The sequence below is a fragment of the Methylobacterium sp. J-070 genome (genome assembly GCF_022829385.1).
Lineage (GTDB): Bacteria > Pseudomonadota > Alphaproteobacteria > Rhizobiales > Beijerinckiaceae > Methylobacterium.
The window spans coordinates 63,492-76,670 of sequence record NZ_JAKSXX010000224.1 but is presented as its reverse complement, the minus strand read 5'-3'; the positions used below and the strand labels follow the sequence as shown (position 1 = coordinate 76,670).

Annotated in this window: 14 protein-coding genes; 6 read left to right on the top strand and 8 right to left on the bottom strand. The window is 70.1% G+C overall.

The genetic code is table 11. From position 1 onward, the window contains the following. Positions 1 to 92: 92 nt before the first annotated feature. From hpnJ to MKL01_RS24260, 4 genes are all read right to left on the bottom strand, one after another. Positions 93 to 1,526 (bottom strand): hopanoid biosynthesis associated radical SAM protein HpnJ, encoded by a 1,434-nt coding sequence (gene hpnJ / locus MKL01_RS24275; RefSeq protein ID WP_149310638.1) that lies wholly within the window; start codon positions 1,524 to 1,526, stop codon positions 93 to 95. Between the two features lie 58 nt (positions 1,527 to 1,584). Next, entirely contained in the window at positions 1,585 to 2,793 is a 1,209-nt protein-coding gene (gene hpnI / locus MKL01_RS24270; RefSeq protein ID WP_243907732.1) for a bacteriohopanetetrol glucosamine biosynthesis glycosyltransferase HpnI, read from the bottom strand. 84 nt (positions 2,794 to 2,877) lie between these two features. Further along, positions 2,878 to 3,492 (bottom strand): phospholipid-binding protein MlaC, encoded by a 615-nt coding sequence (locus MKL01_RS24265; protein WP_243907731.1) that lies wholly within the window; start codon positions 3,490 to 3,492, stop codon positions 2,878 to 2,880. Continuing rightward, positions 3,483 to 4,583 (bottom strand): flippase-like domain-containing protein, encoded by a 1,101-nt coding sequence (locus MKL01_RS24260; protein ID WP_243907730.1) that lies wholly within the window; start codon positions 4,581 to 4,583, stop codon positions 3,483 to 3,485. The genes MKL01_RS24265 and MKL01_RS24260 overlap by 10 nt, the downstream gene beginning before the upstream one ends. 209 nt (positions 4,584 to 4,792) lie before the next feature. Here MKL01_RS24260 and MKL01_RS24255 point away from each other — a divergent pair, with 209 nt between their 5' ends. Continuing rightward, positions 4,793 to 5,968: an amidinotransferase gene (locus MKL01_RS24255; protein WP_243907729.1), complete on the top strand. Its 1,176-nt coding sequence runs from the start codon at positions 4,793 to 4,795 to the stop codon at positions 5,966 to 5,968. Between the two features lie 182 nt (positions 5,969 to 6,150). Here the strand turns inward: MKL01_RS24255 and MKL01_RS24250 are convergent, their stop codons facing one another. Beyond that, entirely contained in the window at positions 6,151 to 7,173 is a 1,023-nt protein-coding gene (locus MKL01_RS24250) for an alpha/beta fold hydrolase (protein ID WP_243907728.1), read from the bottom strand. A gap of 189 nt (positions 7,174 to 7,362) precedes the next feature. Between MKL01_RS24250 and MKL01_RS24245 the strand changes: the two genes are divergently transcribed. Both MKL01_RS24245 and kdsA read left to right on the top strand, forming a co-directional pair. Further along, a complete protein-coding gene (locus MKL01_RS24245) occupies positions 7,363 to 7,851 on the top strand; it encodes a hypothetical protein (RefSeq protein WP_243907727.1) in 489 nt (162 codons plus the stop codon). Between the two features lie 10 nt (positions 7,852 to 7,861). Then, positions 7,862 to 8,716, top strand: a complete 855-nt coding sequence (gene kdsA, locus MKL01_RS24240; protein WP_243907726.1) for a 3-deoxy-8-phosphooctulonate synthase — start codon at positions 7,862 to 7,864, stop codon at positions 8,714 to 8,716. Between the two features lie 118 nt (positions 8,717 to 8,834). Here kdsA and MKL01_RS24235 read toward each other — a convergent pair whose 3' ends face one another. Further along, positions 8,835 to 9,503 carry a class I SAM-dependent methyltransferase gene (locus MKL01_RS24235; protein WP_243907725.1) on the bottom strand — a complete coding sequence of 223 codons (669 nt, stop codon included), beginning with the start codon at positions 9,501 to 9,503 and terminating at the stop codon, positions 8,835 to 8,837. Between the two features lie 294 nt (positions 9,504 to 9,797). Between MKL01_RS24235 and MKL01_RS24230 the strand changes: the two genes are divergently transcribed. After that, positions 9,798 to 10,118 carry a hypothetical protein gene (locus MKL01_RS24230; protein ID WP_243907724.1) on the top strand — a complete coding sequence of 107 codons (321 nt, stop codon included), beginning with the start codon at positions 9,798 to 9,800 and terminating at the stop codon, positions 10,116 to 10,118. Positions 10,119 to 10,330: 212 nt separating this feature from the next. On the opposite strand, the gene queF is transcribed toward MKL01_RS24230, so the two are convergent. Then, the gene (gene queF / locus MKL01_RS24225) at positions 10,331 to 10,783 is read right to left on the bottom strand and encodes a preQ(1) synthase (RefSeq protein ID WP_243907751.1); all 453 of its coding nucleotides are present in this window, start codon (positions 10,781 to 10,783) and stop codon (positions 10,331 to 10,333) included. 275 nt (positions 10,784 to 11,058) lie between these two features. On the opposite strand from queF, the gene eno reads away from it, so the two are divergent. Continuing rightward, positions 11,059 to 12,348: a phosphopyruvate hydratase gene (gene eno / locus MKL01_RS24220; protein WP_243907723.1), complete on the top strand. Its 1,290-nt coding sequence runs from the start codon at positions 11,059 to 11,061 to the stop codon at positions 12,346 to 12,348. A 125-nt stretch (positions 12,349 to 12,473) separates the two neighbouring features. Here the strand turns inward: eno and MKL01_RS24215 are convergent, their stop codons facing one another. After that, positions 12,474 to 12,743 (bottom strand): hypothetical protein, encoded by a 270-nt coding sequence (locus tag MKL01_RS24215; RefSeq protein WP_243907722.1) that lies wholly within the window; start codon positions 12,741 to 12,743, stop codon positions 12,474 to 12,476. 86 nt (positions 12,744 to 12,829) lie between these two features. Here MKL01_RS24215 and MKL01_RS24210 point away from each other — a divergent pair, with 86 nt between their 5' ends. Further along, positions 12,830 to 13,003 (top strand): Rmf/CrpP family protein, encoded by a 174-nt coding sequence (locus MKL01_RS24210; RefSeq protein ID WP_243907721.1) that lies wholly within the window; start codon positions 12,830 to 12,832, stop codon positions 13,001 to 13,003. Positions 13,004 to 13,179 lie beyond the last annotated feature (176 nt).

Below are 13,179 nucleotides of genomic sequence, written 5' to 3'. Positions count from 1 at the left end.
CAAGCCCTCTCGCGGGTCCAGGGCGGAGCCCTGGAAGAGGCGCGGGGCTCTGCCCCGCTCCCCGCCGGGGCCGCAGGCCCCGAGCCCCTGACTTACGCCGCCTTGGCGGTGCCCTGGCGCTCCTTGAGGAAGCGGTAGAACTCCACGCCCTCGCGCAGGCGGCGCTTCATCATGTCGGGCGAGCGCACCATCTCGCTGACGATCGAGGCGATCTTCGGCGCCCGGAAGTAGAACTTCTTGTAGAACTCCTCGACCGAGGTGAAGATCTCGGTGTGCGACAGGTGCGGGTAGTGCAGGGGCGCGACCTGGACGCCGTTCTCGTCGACGAGCTCGGCGTTCTCGATGTCGAGCCAGCCGTTCTCCACCGCCTGCTTGTACAGGAAGGTGCCCGGGTAGGGCGCGGCCAGCGAGACCTGGATCGTGTGCGGGTTGATCCGCTTGGCGAAGGCGATCGTCTCCTGGATCGTCTCCTTGGTCTCGCCCGGCAGGCCGAGGATGAAGGTGCCGTGGATGGCGATGCCCAGCTCGTGGCAATCCTTCGTGAACTTCTCGGCGACCTCGACCCGCATGCCCTTCTTGATGTTGTGCAGGATGGTCTGGTTGCCGGACTCGTAGCCGACCAGCAGCAGGCGCAGGCCGTTCTCCTTGAGCACCTTCAGCGTCTCGCGCGGCACGTTCGCCTTGGCGTTGCACGACCACGTGACGCCGAGCTTGCCCAGCTCGCGGGCGATCTCTTCGGCGCGCGGCAGGTTGTCGGTGAAGGTGTCGTCGTCGAAGAAGAACTCCTTGGTCTGCGGGAACTCCTTCAGGCAGTACTTGATCTCCTCGATCACGTGGGCGACCGAGCGGGTCCGGTAGGTGTGCCCGCCGACCGTCTGCGGCCAGAGGCAGAAGGTGCAGCGGCTCTTGCAGCCCCGGCCCGAGTAGAACGAGATGTAGGGGTGCTTCAGGTAGCCGATGAAGTACTTCTCCATCTCCAGGTCGCGCTTGTAGACACTGGTGACGAAGGGCAGCTGGTCCATGTCGGTCATGATCTCGCGGTCCTCGTTGTGGACCACGACACCGTTGGCGTCGCGATAGGACAGACCCTTGATCTGCGCCATCGGCACGCCGTCGGCGACCTCCTTGACGGTGAAGTCGAACTCGTTGCGGGCGCAGAAATCGACCACCGGGGCCTGGGCCATGGCGCCGGCGGCGTCGACCGCGACCTTGGCGCCGATCAGGCCGGCGATCAGCTTCGGGTTGGCGGCCTTGAGCGCCTCGATGGTCTTCACGTCGGACTTGAACGACGGCACCGAGGTGTGGAGCACCACGAGGTCGAAGTCGTTGGCCTGCGCCACGATCTCGGGGAGCTTGATGTTGTGCGGGGGCGCGTCGATCAGCTTCGAGTTCGGCACCAGGGCGGCCGGCTGGGCCAGCCAGGTCGGGTACCAGAACGACTTGATCTCGCGCTTGGCCTGGTAGCGGGAGCCGGCACCCCCGTCGAAACCGTCGAAGGTGGGGGCCTGGAGGAAGAGCGTGCGCATGGGGTTCAAGGCCTCAGGGCAATGCCGGGGGGAGGGGCGGGGGAAGCGAAAGCCGGGTTCAGCGGAGCGGCGCGCCGGCATCGCGGCCGAGGTCGGCGTCCGGGATCAGGGTACCATCCGCAACCACGTGATAATCGTGACCTTTCCATGTCACCGACCCCGACATGAAGGCCCAGGAGAAGTTCAGGAACGAGAGGATGTCGCGGATCGGCAACAGTCCGTAGGGGTGCGGGGCGAGGCGGAACGCCCGCTCCAGCTGCCGGCAGAGCAGGATCCGGCTCGCCAGGGCGAAGGCGGCGACCGCGAGCGTGCCGGTCCCGGCCCCCGGCAGCAGCGCCGCCACCAGGGCCAGCGGGAAGGCGTGGGTCACGATCGAGCCGGCATAGCCCGCCGGATCGACGGTGCGGATGGTGCGGTTCCAGCGCAGCTCGTGCCGCCACAGGCCGGAGAATTCGGTGTCGACGCTGGTATGCCCGATGGTGAAGCTCGGGATCGTCACCCGTCCGCCGAGGCCGCGCAGGGCCGCGCCGATGGCGTAGTCGTCGGCGAGATCGTTGCGGAACGCCCGGAAGCCGCCCACCGCCTCGAGGCTCGCCCGGGTGAACGCGACCGTGGACCCGAAACAGGGCTTCGCCAGTCCGAGGCTCAACCCCATCACGACGTTGGGCAGGAACTGCGTGTCGATCGCCAGGGTCGAGAGCTGATCGTAGAGCCCGCGATGGGCCGGCACGCCGTGGTAGAGGCACGTGACGCCGGATACACCCGGCTGCGACAGCTCCGCGACGAGGCGCTCCAGGTAGTCGCGCCCCACCACCATGTCGCTGTCGGCCAGCACGACCACATCGTGGGCGATCGCTTCGGCCATGTTGATCAGGTTCGACACCTTGCGGTTCGAGCCGTGCTGGCGGCCGTCGATGACGAGGTCGATCCGCGCATCGGGGTAGGCCTGCCTCAGGTCCTCCACCACGGCGATGGCGGGATCGTTGGCCTTCTGGACGCCGAAGACCACCTGGACCGGTCCGGCGTAGTCCTGGTGCAGCACCCCTTCGAGATTCGCGTGGAGGTTCGGTTCGAGGCCGCAGAGCGGCTTCAGCACCGTCACGGAGGGCCGCGTCGCCTCCGGGGGCAGCGTCGGAGCGACCCGGGCCGCGTAGCAGCCGGCGAAGTAGGCGGCCGCCAGCCCATAGACGCAACCCGCCGCGGCCAGGATCAGGCAGATCAGCGAGATCCACGAAAGGCCGTGCAGCGCCAGCGAGGAGACATCCATCCGGTAGGATCCGTGCGCTCGTCCGGCCGCCTCAGGCGGCAATGGCCGCGGACGGCCGGTTCAGGTCAGCCCCGTCGGAGCGGCTCACGGCGTCGGCTTGGCGGCCAGCATGCCGTCGGCCCGCTGGCGGAGGAACTTCACGGCACCGTCGGCCCCCCCGGACTTCAGAGGTGCGGACAAGGCGGTGCGCTGGGCGGCGACCTCGCTCACGTCGCCGTTGAGCAGGACGTCCTGGATGCGGTTGCCGGCGTTGACCACGAAGTCGACTTCGGAATCGTCGCCGTCCGCGGTGGTGACGCGGGTCGCAACCACGCGCTGGGCGCCGCGCTCCTCGACCTTCGGGGTCACGTCGAAGCGGCCGCCGGCGGCGCGGGCCAGACGATTGGCGTAGGTGACGGTCAGGCTGCGCTTGAACGCCTCGGTGACCGCCGCCTGCTGCTCCGGCGTGAAGCTCGACCATTTCGACCCCACGGCGATGCGGGTCATCGCGGGGAAGTCGAACGCCTTGTCGAGGGCCGGCCCGACGGCCGCGACCCGCGCGGGCAGCGGGCCGGGCCCATCCTTCAGCGCCGCCGAGAACGCGGCGTAGAGGTCGCGCACGGTCTGAACGGCGGGATCGTCCGCGGCCCAGGACCGAACCGGGACGAACAGCAGCGTCGCCGCGATGAGGACAGCCGCGGGGCGGCGGGTCAGGCGCACTTCTTCAACTCCTCGCCGTCGCCGAGCCGCGCGACCATGCGGGGCGGGGCGTAGCTGTAGAACGGCCCCAGGGTTGCCGGCTGGACCTTGCGGCCGGCCGCGGCCTCCGCGTCCCGCTCCTCGTCCTCCGGACCCTCGGCCCGGTGCCGAGCCTCGAGCCGATGCCAGAGCAGGAGGCTCGGCAGCCCGACGCCCAGGTCGGCGAAGCGCTTGACGAGGGACAGGGCGAGCGCCGCCTCCGGGGGGATGTCGAACAGGCCGCACAGGGCGATCAGGCCGCCTTCCTGCGCGCCCAGGGCGCCGGGCACCGCGAAGGCCGCACCGCGCACCGCCTGAGCCAGGCTCTCGATCATCAGGGCCTGCGCGAAGTCGATGGGATAGCCCATGAAACGCAGACAGACATAGACTTCCAGCGTTCCGATCACCCAGCCCATCAGATGGACCGCCAGGGCCAGCGCGAAGCGGCCATGGTTGCCGTAGAGCCGGCGAAGGCTGTCGTAGAGCTGGTCGATGGCGCCGAAGGCCCGCCATTCGCGGCCCGAGGCGAAGCGGCTGAGCAGGCCCTGGATGAGCCGATGGCCGGCCTTCCGCTGGATCAGATAGAAGGCGCCGAGCGCCGGAACCGCCAGGCCGAGGCCGCCCTCGACGGTGCGGGCGATCGGCCCGTCGCCGCAGATCATCACCAGCAGGGCGAGGCCCATGACGGTGAACAGGAGCTGCGTCAGCGCCTGGGTCATCAGGTCGACGAACATGCTGGCGCCGGCGAGCGCCCCCGGGACACCGCGCTTCGACAGCAGGCGCGCCCCGACGAAGTCACCTCCGACGGTGGCCACGGGCAGCAGCGTGTTGATCCCCTCGCGCACGAATCGGAGCGACACGCAGTCGGCGAGCCTGGCCGTGCCGGCCGGAAACACCACGCACCAGCCGAGACCCGCCCAGGCGACGGCCACGATGCGGGCCATCACCACCAGGGCGGCACCCCAGCCGGCGCTCAGGACGGCGGCCGACACATCCTCAAGACCGGAGGACATGAACAGGCCGACGACCGTGCAGAGACCGGCGATCGAGGCCAGGGTCGTCAGGCGCTTCATTGTCGTCTTTCAAGCTCGCAAAAGGCTTGATGCGGGAAATCGGCCACGGTCGCGGCAGAAATAGGTCCGCGCGGCCGAGAACGTTTCTGCCACGTTGCAGCAGGGATGAGCGGTGTCTATCACCCGTTTGACACAGTAGGGGCCAAAGCGGCGCGGGGTCTTAGAGCCTACGCAAAAGGCCGCGGCACGTCGCAGAAGGGGCACATCTCATGGAGCGCGAATCACCGATCACGGCTCTCGAGGCCGTGGCGGACGACACGCATGCCGGCAGCCTCCTGGGCGGGTCGGCGCCGGACGTGCCCGCCCCCCGGTCGCCCGTCATGGCCTGGAACGAGTGGGATCCGCTGGAGGAGGTGATCGTCGGCTCCCTCGACGGCGCCACGATCCCGACCCACCACCTCACGGTGATCTTCAACCTGCCGCGCGCGGCGCAGCCGTTCTACCGGTTCGCGAGCGGCTGGAAATACCCGGCGTTCATGAAGAAGCTCGCCCAGCAGGAGCTCGACAACTTCATCGCGATCCTGGCCGGCGAGGGCGTGAAGGTCCGCCGCCCCGACACAGTCGACTTCTCGAAGAAGTTCCGGGCCCCGCGCTGGTCCTCCCGCGGCTTCTGCGTCGCCTGCCCGCGCGACCCGTATCTGGTCATCGGCGACGAGATCATCGAGAGCCCGATGTGCTGGCGCTCGCGCTACTTCGAGGGCGACGCCTACCGCTCGCTGTTCAAGGAATATTTCCGCGCCGGGGCCCGGTGGACCTCCGCGCCCCGGCCGCAGCTCACCGACGATCTCTACAATTACGATTACCGGGTGCCGAACCTGAAGGCCGGCGAGCCCATGCAGTTCACCGTCAACGAATTCGAGCCCGTCTTCGACGCCGCCGACTTCGTCCGCTGCGGCCGGGACCTGTTCGTGACCCGCTCCAACGTGACCAACCTGATGGGCATCGAGTGGCTGCGCCGCCATCTCGGCCCGGGCTTCCGGATCCATGAGATCGAGAGCCGCTGCCCGCAACCGATGCACATCGACTCGTCGTTCATGCCGCTGGCGCCCGGCAAGGTGCTGGTGAATCCGGACTACATCGACGTCGAGAAGCTGCCCGCCGTGCTCAAGACGTGGGACGTCCTGATCGCGCCGCGCCCCGACCCGGTGACGGGTTTCATGAGCAAGATCTCGATGTGCTCGCCCTGGACCTCGATCAACGTCCTGGCGATCACCGAGAAGAAGATCGTCGTCGACCAGAGCCAGCCGACGCTGATCAGGGCGCTCAAGGATTGGGGCTTCGACCCGATCCCGGCGCCGTTCCTGAGCTACGGCCCGTTCGGCGGGTCCTTCCACTGCGCGACGCTCGACGTGCGCCGCCGCGGGGTGCTGAAGTCTTATTTTTGAGGCTCGGAACCGGCCTGACGGCCTCCGCGGACGCCCGCAGGCTAGGCGACATCGTCAGTCCCGGGCGCCGCAGGGGCGCGGAACGGCAGCCCGGTCGCTCGGGCGTCGGTGCAGGTCCGGGGCTCCCGGGACGAGAAGACGCCGAAGTACAATCGCGCGACTTCGGGGCTCGGACAGCCCCGTCAGGGCGCGGATATGCCCGCGATCAGCGCCCTGTTGAACCCCTCCGGATCGGACATCTGCGGTGCGTGGCCGAGATTCGGGAATTCCACGAGCCGCGCCCCCGGGATCACCCGGGCAGCCGCCTTGCCGAGTTCGGGATAATTCCCCAGACTCGCCCGCACCTCCGGCGGCGCGAGGTCCTTGCCGATGGCGGTGTTGTCCTTCTGGCCGATCATCAGCAGGGTCGGCACCGCGATCTGCGGGAAGCGGTAGACCACCGGCTGGGTGACGATCATGTCGTAGAGGAGCGCCGAGTCCCAGGCGACTGCCTCCTTGCCCGGGCCGTTGTTGAGCCCGGCCAGCATATCCACCCAGGGTTCGTAACGGGGCTCCCACGTCCCGGCGTAATAGGTCGCCGTCTCGTAGGCCCGGATCGACTGCGCGGAGGTCTTCAACTCGCGCCGGTACCATTGGTCCAGCGCGATCGGCGGCAGGCCCTTGGCGCTCCAATCCTCGAGCCCGACGGGATTGACCAGAACGAGCTGTCCGACCTCCTTCGGATAGAGCAGCGCGTAGTGGGCCGCCAGCATGCCGCCCGTCGAGTGGCCGACCAGGATGGGGCGCTCGACGCCGAGCATCCCCAGCAGCGCGTGCGTGTTCTCGGCGAGCTGGCGGAAGGTGAACTGGTAGGCCGCCGGCTTGCTCGACTTGCAGAAGCCGATCTGATCCGGCGCGACCACCCGGTAGCCGGCGTCGCTGAGCGCCCGGATCTGGCTCTCCCAGGTCGCGGCGCAGAAGTTCTTGCCGTGGAGCAGCACCGCCGTGCGCCCGTTGGGCGTCGCGGGATGGATATCGAGGTAGGCCATCTGCAGGGGCTGGCGCTGCGACGTGAATTGGAAGCGTGCGACCGGAAACGGGTAGGCGAAGCCTTCGAGCTCCGGCCCGTAGGCCGGTTGGGGAAGGGGCTCGGCCCGGGCCGATCCGGGCGGGCCGAGGGACAGGAGGACGGCGGCGAGGGCCGATGCGAGGATGGATCGAAGCATGGGGCTGCGGCGGTGCCTGATCTGCGAGCGGCGTGAGGCGCCGCGCCGGCGCCTGAGATCGGGCATCCGTGACGTCCTGTCCATGCGCGGCGGCCATCACGGAGCCCCACAGGTTCGCGGGCTGGGCCCGGCGCGCTATGTCCCCCGGCGTGCCCCTTCGCCCGAAGCGGGCGCCCGCAGGAGTTGTCGATGTTGCGCGTTTCCGCCCTGATCGGTCTTGCCGGCGCGCTCGGCCTCGCATCACCGATGGCCCGCGCCGCGGATGCCTGCGACACCCTCAGCGCCCGGGTGATCCGCGACACCGGCGCCTCGCTCGCCGGCCGGGCCGGTCCCTACGCGGTGTTCCGCGCGCAGGACGCCGCGCGGATGAGCCTCGATTGCCGGGCACCGGCCCGGATCACCATCGCATCCCGCGATCGGGAGTCGTCGACCGCCTATTTCGTGTTGATCGGGCTCGCGGCCCGGGCGGTCGCCGGCGCGGACGCGGCCACGGCCGAGGTTCTGGCGCTGAATCTCCATCAGGCCAGCCTGCTCGCGGACGCCCCGCGCCGCGGCGGCACCGCGCGGGCGCTGATCCTGTGCGAGACCGGCCCCCGCGGCGACGCCCTGCGGGAGGACCTCACGGTCTGCCGGATCGCGTCCCGGGCCGGACTTTCGCGGATCCGCAGCAAGGGCTAGACCGGCGCCCATGTCGAGCCTCCCCGCACCCGGTCCTGTCGTCGATGTCGGCGGCGCGCGCTTCGCCAACCACCTGCCGCTCACGCTGATCGCCGGCCCGTGCCAGCTCGAGGGGCGCGGCCACGCCCTCGAGATCGCCGCGGCGCTCAAGGAGATCGCCGCCGGTCTGGGTCTCGGCCTCGTGTTCAAGACCTCCTTCGACAAGGCCAACCGCACCTCGGGACAGGCCGCCCGGGGCATCGGACTCGACGGGGCGCTCCCCGTCTTCGCGGAGATCCGCGAATCCCTCGGTCTGCCGGTGCTGACCGACGTCCACGCCGCCGAGCAATGCGCCCGGGCCGCCGAGGCGGTGGACGTGCTCCAGATCCCCGCCTTCCTGTGCCGCCAGACCGACCTGCTCCTGGCGGCCGCCGCGACGGGCCGGGCGGTCAACATCAAGAAGGGCCAGTTCCTGGCGCCCTGGGACATGAAGCACGTGGCCGCCAAGGTGACGGGCGCCGGCAATCCCGGCGTGATCGTCACCGAGCGGGGCGCCTCCTTCGGCTACAACACCCTGGTCTCGGACATGCGCAGCCTGCCGATCATGGCCCAGGTGACCGGCGGCGCACCGGTGGTGTTCGACGCGACCCATTCCGTGCAGCAGCCGGGCGGGCAGGGGGCGAGTTCCGGCGGACAGCGGGAATTCGTGGCGGTGCTGGCCCGGGCCGCCGTGGCGGTGGGTGTCGCGGGGGTGTTCATCGAGACCCATCCCGACCCGGACCGGGCCCCGTCCGACGGTCCCAACATGGTGGCGCTGAAAGACATGCCGGCCCTGCTCGAGGAGCTTCTCGCCTTCGACCGGATCGCCAAGCGCCGCGCCGCGTGACCGTTCGGGCTCTCGGCCGGCCGGTTGCCGGGCCCGGGGCTCCCCTTCGGCGCAGGGCTCCGCCCGGCATCGGCGACAGGGCGTGCCCTGTCGCGATGACGACCTCGGCCGGCGGGGCTCAGGCCGGTTCCAGGACGTGGACCTGCAGGGGCTGGACCAGGCCGTAGCGCCCGTCGTCCTCGCGCTCGGCAGCGGCCAGGAAGGCCGTCTCCACGACCGGTCGGCGAAGCCGGATCGTCTCCTCGCGAGCCGGGTCCACGGCGCTCACCCGCGCCAGGAAGGCGTCCAGCGACGCGAAGCTCTCCCGACGCTCCACCGTCACGGCGCGGCGGCACGCCAGGATGCCCCGGGCGAGCGCCCCCGCGATGGCGTCCTGGGCCGCCGCCCGGACCTCGGTCTCGTCCTCGATCGGCCGCAGGGCGTCGAAGAAGCTGCCCGCAGCCAGGGGCTCCACCACGACGAGCCGGCCGCCCGGCACGAGGACCCGCGTCGCCTCGACGAGGGCGCGGGGCGGGTCCGGCACATGGTGAAGGGCGTTGAGCAGGACGGCCCCGTCGAAGCTTCCGTCGGCGAAGGGCAGGGCCTCGCCGGTGGCGGCCTGGAACCGCGCGCCGGGCACCGCGGCCCGGGCCGTCGCCAGCGCCGCCTCGCCCGGATCGATGCCCGTGACCGCGGCGCCGTCCTCGACGAGGCGCTTGGCGAGGGTGCCGGGCCCGCAGCCGATATCGAGGATGCGCTTGCCTGCAAGCGGCGCGAAGGCGTCTCGGATCAGCGTCAGAGCGTCCATGGATCCCCTCTCTCGACCGGTGCCGTATCACGGCGCGCGCGGATCCGCCCGCCGCGCCGTGCCGATGGTGTCGTCCGCAGGACCCGTCCGCCCGGACGACCGGAAAATCTTCGCAAGTCCTCGCCTCCGGCATCGCCCCGGCGACCGCCCGGGATGCCGGCAACCGGCAGCGGCATTCTGATGAACGCCGGTTCAGGATTCGGTCCATGTGTGACGTCGCACGTGAAGACTTGGAACCACGCGTTTGCGGCCACGTTAATGGTCATGTTCGATCGAGGATCGAGAAGGAACACTATGCGCAAGATCGGTATCATCGCCACCGCCGCCGCCCTGGCCATCGGCAGCGTCGCTGCCACCACCGGCGCAGAGGCCCGGCCGTACGGCTATCATGGCGGCTACGGCGGCTATGGTCACGGCTACTACCGCGGCCGCCGCGGCATCGGCACCGGTGCCGCCGTGGGTCTCGGCATCGCCGGACTCGCCGCCGGCGCGATCGCCGCTGGTGCCGCGCGCGATTACTACGGGTCCCCGGGCTACGGCTATGGCTACGCTCCGGCCTACGGCGGCTACGGCTATGCGACCCCGGGTTACGGCTACTACGGCTACCCGTACTGACATCTGATCCACGCAGGATCGAGGGCGACCGGCGCGAGCCGGTCGCCTTTTTTGTTGCACGCCGCGGCGGTGCCAAAGTGAGGAACGAATATCACCGCCGTCGCGCGGACACGGCCGAGGTGTGCGACTTCCTGCCGCATCCAGCGGGCTGGTGATCAAAGCGGTGAAGCCGAGGCGCGACGGGAGTCTGCGCGGCGTGTGGCGACGCCGCCTCACCGTCCCCGGTAGGGCGGTACGCCCGGCTCGGGCAACCATGCGTTCTTCGGCAGGTCGCCCGTCTGCCAGAACACGTCGATCGGGATGCCGCCGCGGGGATACCAGAAGCCGCCGATCCGCAGATAGCGCGGCTCCAGCAGGTCGCGCAGCCGCTTGCCGATCGCCACGGTGCAATCCTCGTGGAAAGCGCCGTGGTTGCGGAACGACCCGAGATAGAGCTTCAGCGATTTCGACTCCACCAGCCACGCACCCGGCACGTAGTCGATCACCAGGATGGCGAAGTCCGGCTGGCCGGTGACCGGGCAGATCGAGGTGAATTCCGGCGCGGTGAAGCGGGCGACGTAATCGGTGTCCGCGTGCGGATTGGGCACCCGGTCGAGGCGCGCCTCTTCGGGGGAGGTCGGGAACGGCGTCGGCTGGCCGAGCTGAAGGGGGTTGGGCGTCGTCATGGGGCGCGTATAGACCGGTGCGCGCCGCGGTGCATCCGTCGCCGCCGCGACGAAGTCATCCACATCCGATCGACGGGCTGGCCGCGCATCGTCGGCGGCCTTTTTCGGTCGCCGCCGCCGCTCTTACGGGCGCGGCCTGTCGAGCCGGCCGTCACGGCGCTTGCCCGCGCCCGGCGCTTGCCGCCGACCACGGCTTGACCGATAAGCCGCCGCGATGCGCCGCGCCCGGATCGGGGCGCGATCGCCGACCCGCGGCCACCGCGAGAGGACGTCCCATGACCGCGATCACCAATATCAGCGCCCGCGAGATCCTCGACAGCCGCGGCAATCCCACGGTCGAGGTCGATGTGCTGCTGGAGGATGGATCCTTCGGCCGTGCCGCGGTGCCGTCGGGCGCATCGACGGGGGCCCACGAGGCGGTCGAGCTGCGGGACGGCGATAAGAACCGCTTCCTCGGCAAGGGCGTGCTCAAGGCGGTCGAGGCGGCGCAGACCGAGATCCTCGACGCGATCGGCGGCATGGAGGCCGAGGATCAGGTCGCCGTCGACGAGGCGATGATCGAGCTCGACGGGACGCCCAACAAGGCGCGCCTCGGCGCGAACGCGATCCTGGGCGTCTCGCTCGCGGTGGCGAAGGCGGCGGCCGAAGCCTCGGGCCTGCCGCTCTACCGCTACGTCGGCGGCGTGCAGGGCCGCGTCCTGCCGGTGCCGATGATGAACATCATCAACGGCGGGGCGCACGCCGACAACCCGATCGACTTCCAGGAATTCATGATCATGCCGTTGGGCGCGGACTCGCTCGCCGAGGCCGTGCGCATGGGCTCGGAGGTGTTCCACACCCTCAAGGGCAAGCTCAAGAAGGCCGGTCACAACACCAATGTCGGCGACGAAGGCGGCTTCGCGCCGAACCTGCCGTCCGCCGAGGCCGCGCTCGACTTCGTGATGGACGCGATCAGCGCCGCCGGGTTCAAGCCGGGCCAGGACATGGCGCTGGCGCTCGACTGCGCCGCCACCGAGTTCTTCAAGGACGGCAGCTACGCCTACGAGGGCGAGGGAACGACCCGCACCATCGAGGCCCAGGTCGACTACCTGGCCCAGCTCGTCGCCACCTACCCGATCGTGTCGATCGAGGACGGCATGTCGGAGGACGACTGGGCCGGCTGGAAACTCCTGACCGACAGGATCGGCGATCGGTGCCAACTCGTGGGCGACGACCTGTTCGTCACCAACGTGGAGCGCCTCTCCCGCGGCATCGCCGAGGGCACCGCCAACTCGATCCTGATCAAGGTCAACCAGATCGGCTCGCTGACCGAGACCCTGGCCGCCGTTGATATGGCCCAGCGCGCCGGCTACACGGCGGTGATGTCCCACCGGTCCGGCGAGACCGAGGATTCGACCATCGCCGACCTCGCGGTCGCCACCAATTGCGGGCAGATCAAGACCGGCTCGCTGGCCCGCTCCGACAGACTGGCCAAGTACAACCAGCTGATCCGCATCGAGGAGGGCCTGGGCCCGCAGGCGCTCTATGCCGGTCCCTCGGCGATCAAGCACCTCGCCCGCCGCTGAGTGCATCCCCGGCGCCCGCCCCCGGTAACGGGGCGGGACGGCGCGCCCCGGGACGCGCCGACATGCGGGATCCGGACGCGCCCGGACCGGGGACTGTCCCGGACGCTCGGCCTATCGGTTGAGGCTCACCGGCCCGGCAGGATCGGGTCGCCGCGCATCAGCGCGTGAAGCCGCTCCGTATCGAACCCGTTCGGGATGCCGGGCATCGCCGGCTTCGGCGCGGGCGCGGCCTTCGCCGGGGCGGGGATCGATCCCGTGGCGGACGGCTCGCCCTGGGCGGCGCGGACCATCGGTGCCGGCGCCAGATGCGCGAGCCGGTCGGCGCTGACGAAGGCGACCGTCGCGGTGGACGCGAGGAGGAGGACGGCGCCGAGGAGAGAACGCAGGATACGCACGCAACGACCCGAACGCGACTTGAGACGGCAACAGATTTACGGCGCGGCCGTTAACGAAGCCCACCCCAAGTCTTCGGGAGTCGATATTGACCAACGCCCAGGCCACCGCGAGCGACAGCCCGTTCATCCAGGGACGCAACGCGCGGCTCTATGGAAAGCCGGCGAGCGAATGCCCCTATCCGGAAGGCTCCGAGGAGCGCGCCGGCTGGATGGAGGCCTACGAGGAAGCGGTGAAGTCCGATCCCCCCGAGAAGCCCTGACCGGCGGCAGCCTCCCGCGGGGCGGGCCCCAGGCGTCGGCCCGTGTCGACTGGTCACGCCGGGCGCTCTCTCCGATCCATCCGGCTTCGGGGCGGCCAGGGCTGGGGCCGGCCAGGCTTGACCTTGCCCCCCGCCGGGAGCTTCGTGCCGCGCAGCGCAACGCGATCTCCGAGCCC

Bases quoted from the DNA above. Each gene is read 5' to 3' on its own strand.
- hpnJ (WP_149310638.1), bottom strand. From the start codon at position 1,526: ATGCGCACGCTCTTCCTCCAGGCCCCCACCTTCGACGGTTTCGACGGG.
- hpnI (WP_243907732.1), bottom strand. From the start codon at position 2,793: ATGGATGTCTCCTCGCTGGCGCTGCACGGCCTTTCGTGGATCTCGCTG.
- MKL01_RS24260 (WP_243907730.1), bottom strand. From the start codon at position 4,583: ATGAAGCGCCTGACGACCCTGGCCTCGATCGCCGGTCTCTGCACGGTC.
- MKL01_RS24255 (WP_243907729.1), top strand. From the start codon at position 4,793: ATGGAGCGCGAATCACCGATCACGGCTCTCGAGGCCGTGGCGGACGAC.
- MKL01_RS24250 (WP_243907728.1), bottom strand. From the start codon at position 7,173: ATGCTTCGATCCATCCTCGCATCGGCCCTCGCCGCCGTCCTCCTGTCC.
- MKL01_RS24245 (WP_243907727.1), top strand. From the start codon at position 7,363: ATGTTGCGCGTTTCCGCCCTGATCGGTCTTGCCGGCGCGCTCGGCCTC.
- kdsA (WP_243907726.1), top strand. From the start codon at position 7,862: ATGTCGAGCCTCCCCGCACCCGGTCCTGTCGTCGATGTCGGCGGCGCG.
- MKL01_RS24235 (WP_243907725.1), bottom strand. From the start codon at position 9,503: ATGGACGCTCTGACGCTGATCCGAGACGCCTTCGCGCCGCTTGCAGGC.
- MKL01_RS24230 (WP_243907724.1), top strand. From the start codon at position 9,798: ATGCGCAAGATCGGTATCATCGCCACCGCCGCCGCCCTGGCCATCGGC.
- queF (WP_243907751.1), bottom strand. From the start codon at position 10,783: ATGACGACGCCCAACCCCCTTCAGCTCGGCCAGCCGACGCCGTTCCCG.
- eno (WP_243907723.1), top strand. From the start codon at position 11,059: ATGACCGCGATCACCAATATCAGCGCCCGCGAGATCCTCGACAGCCGC.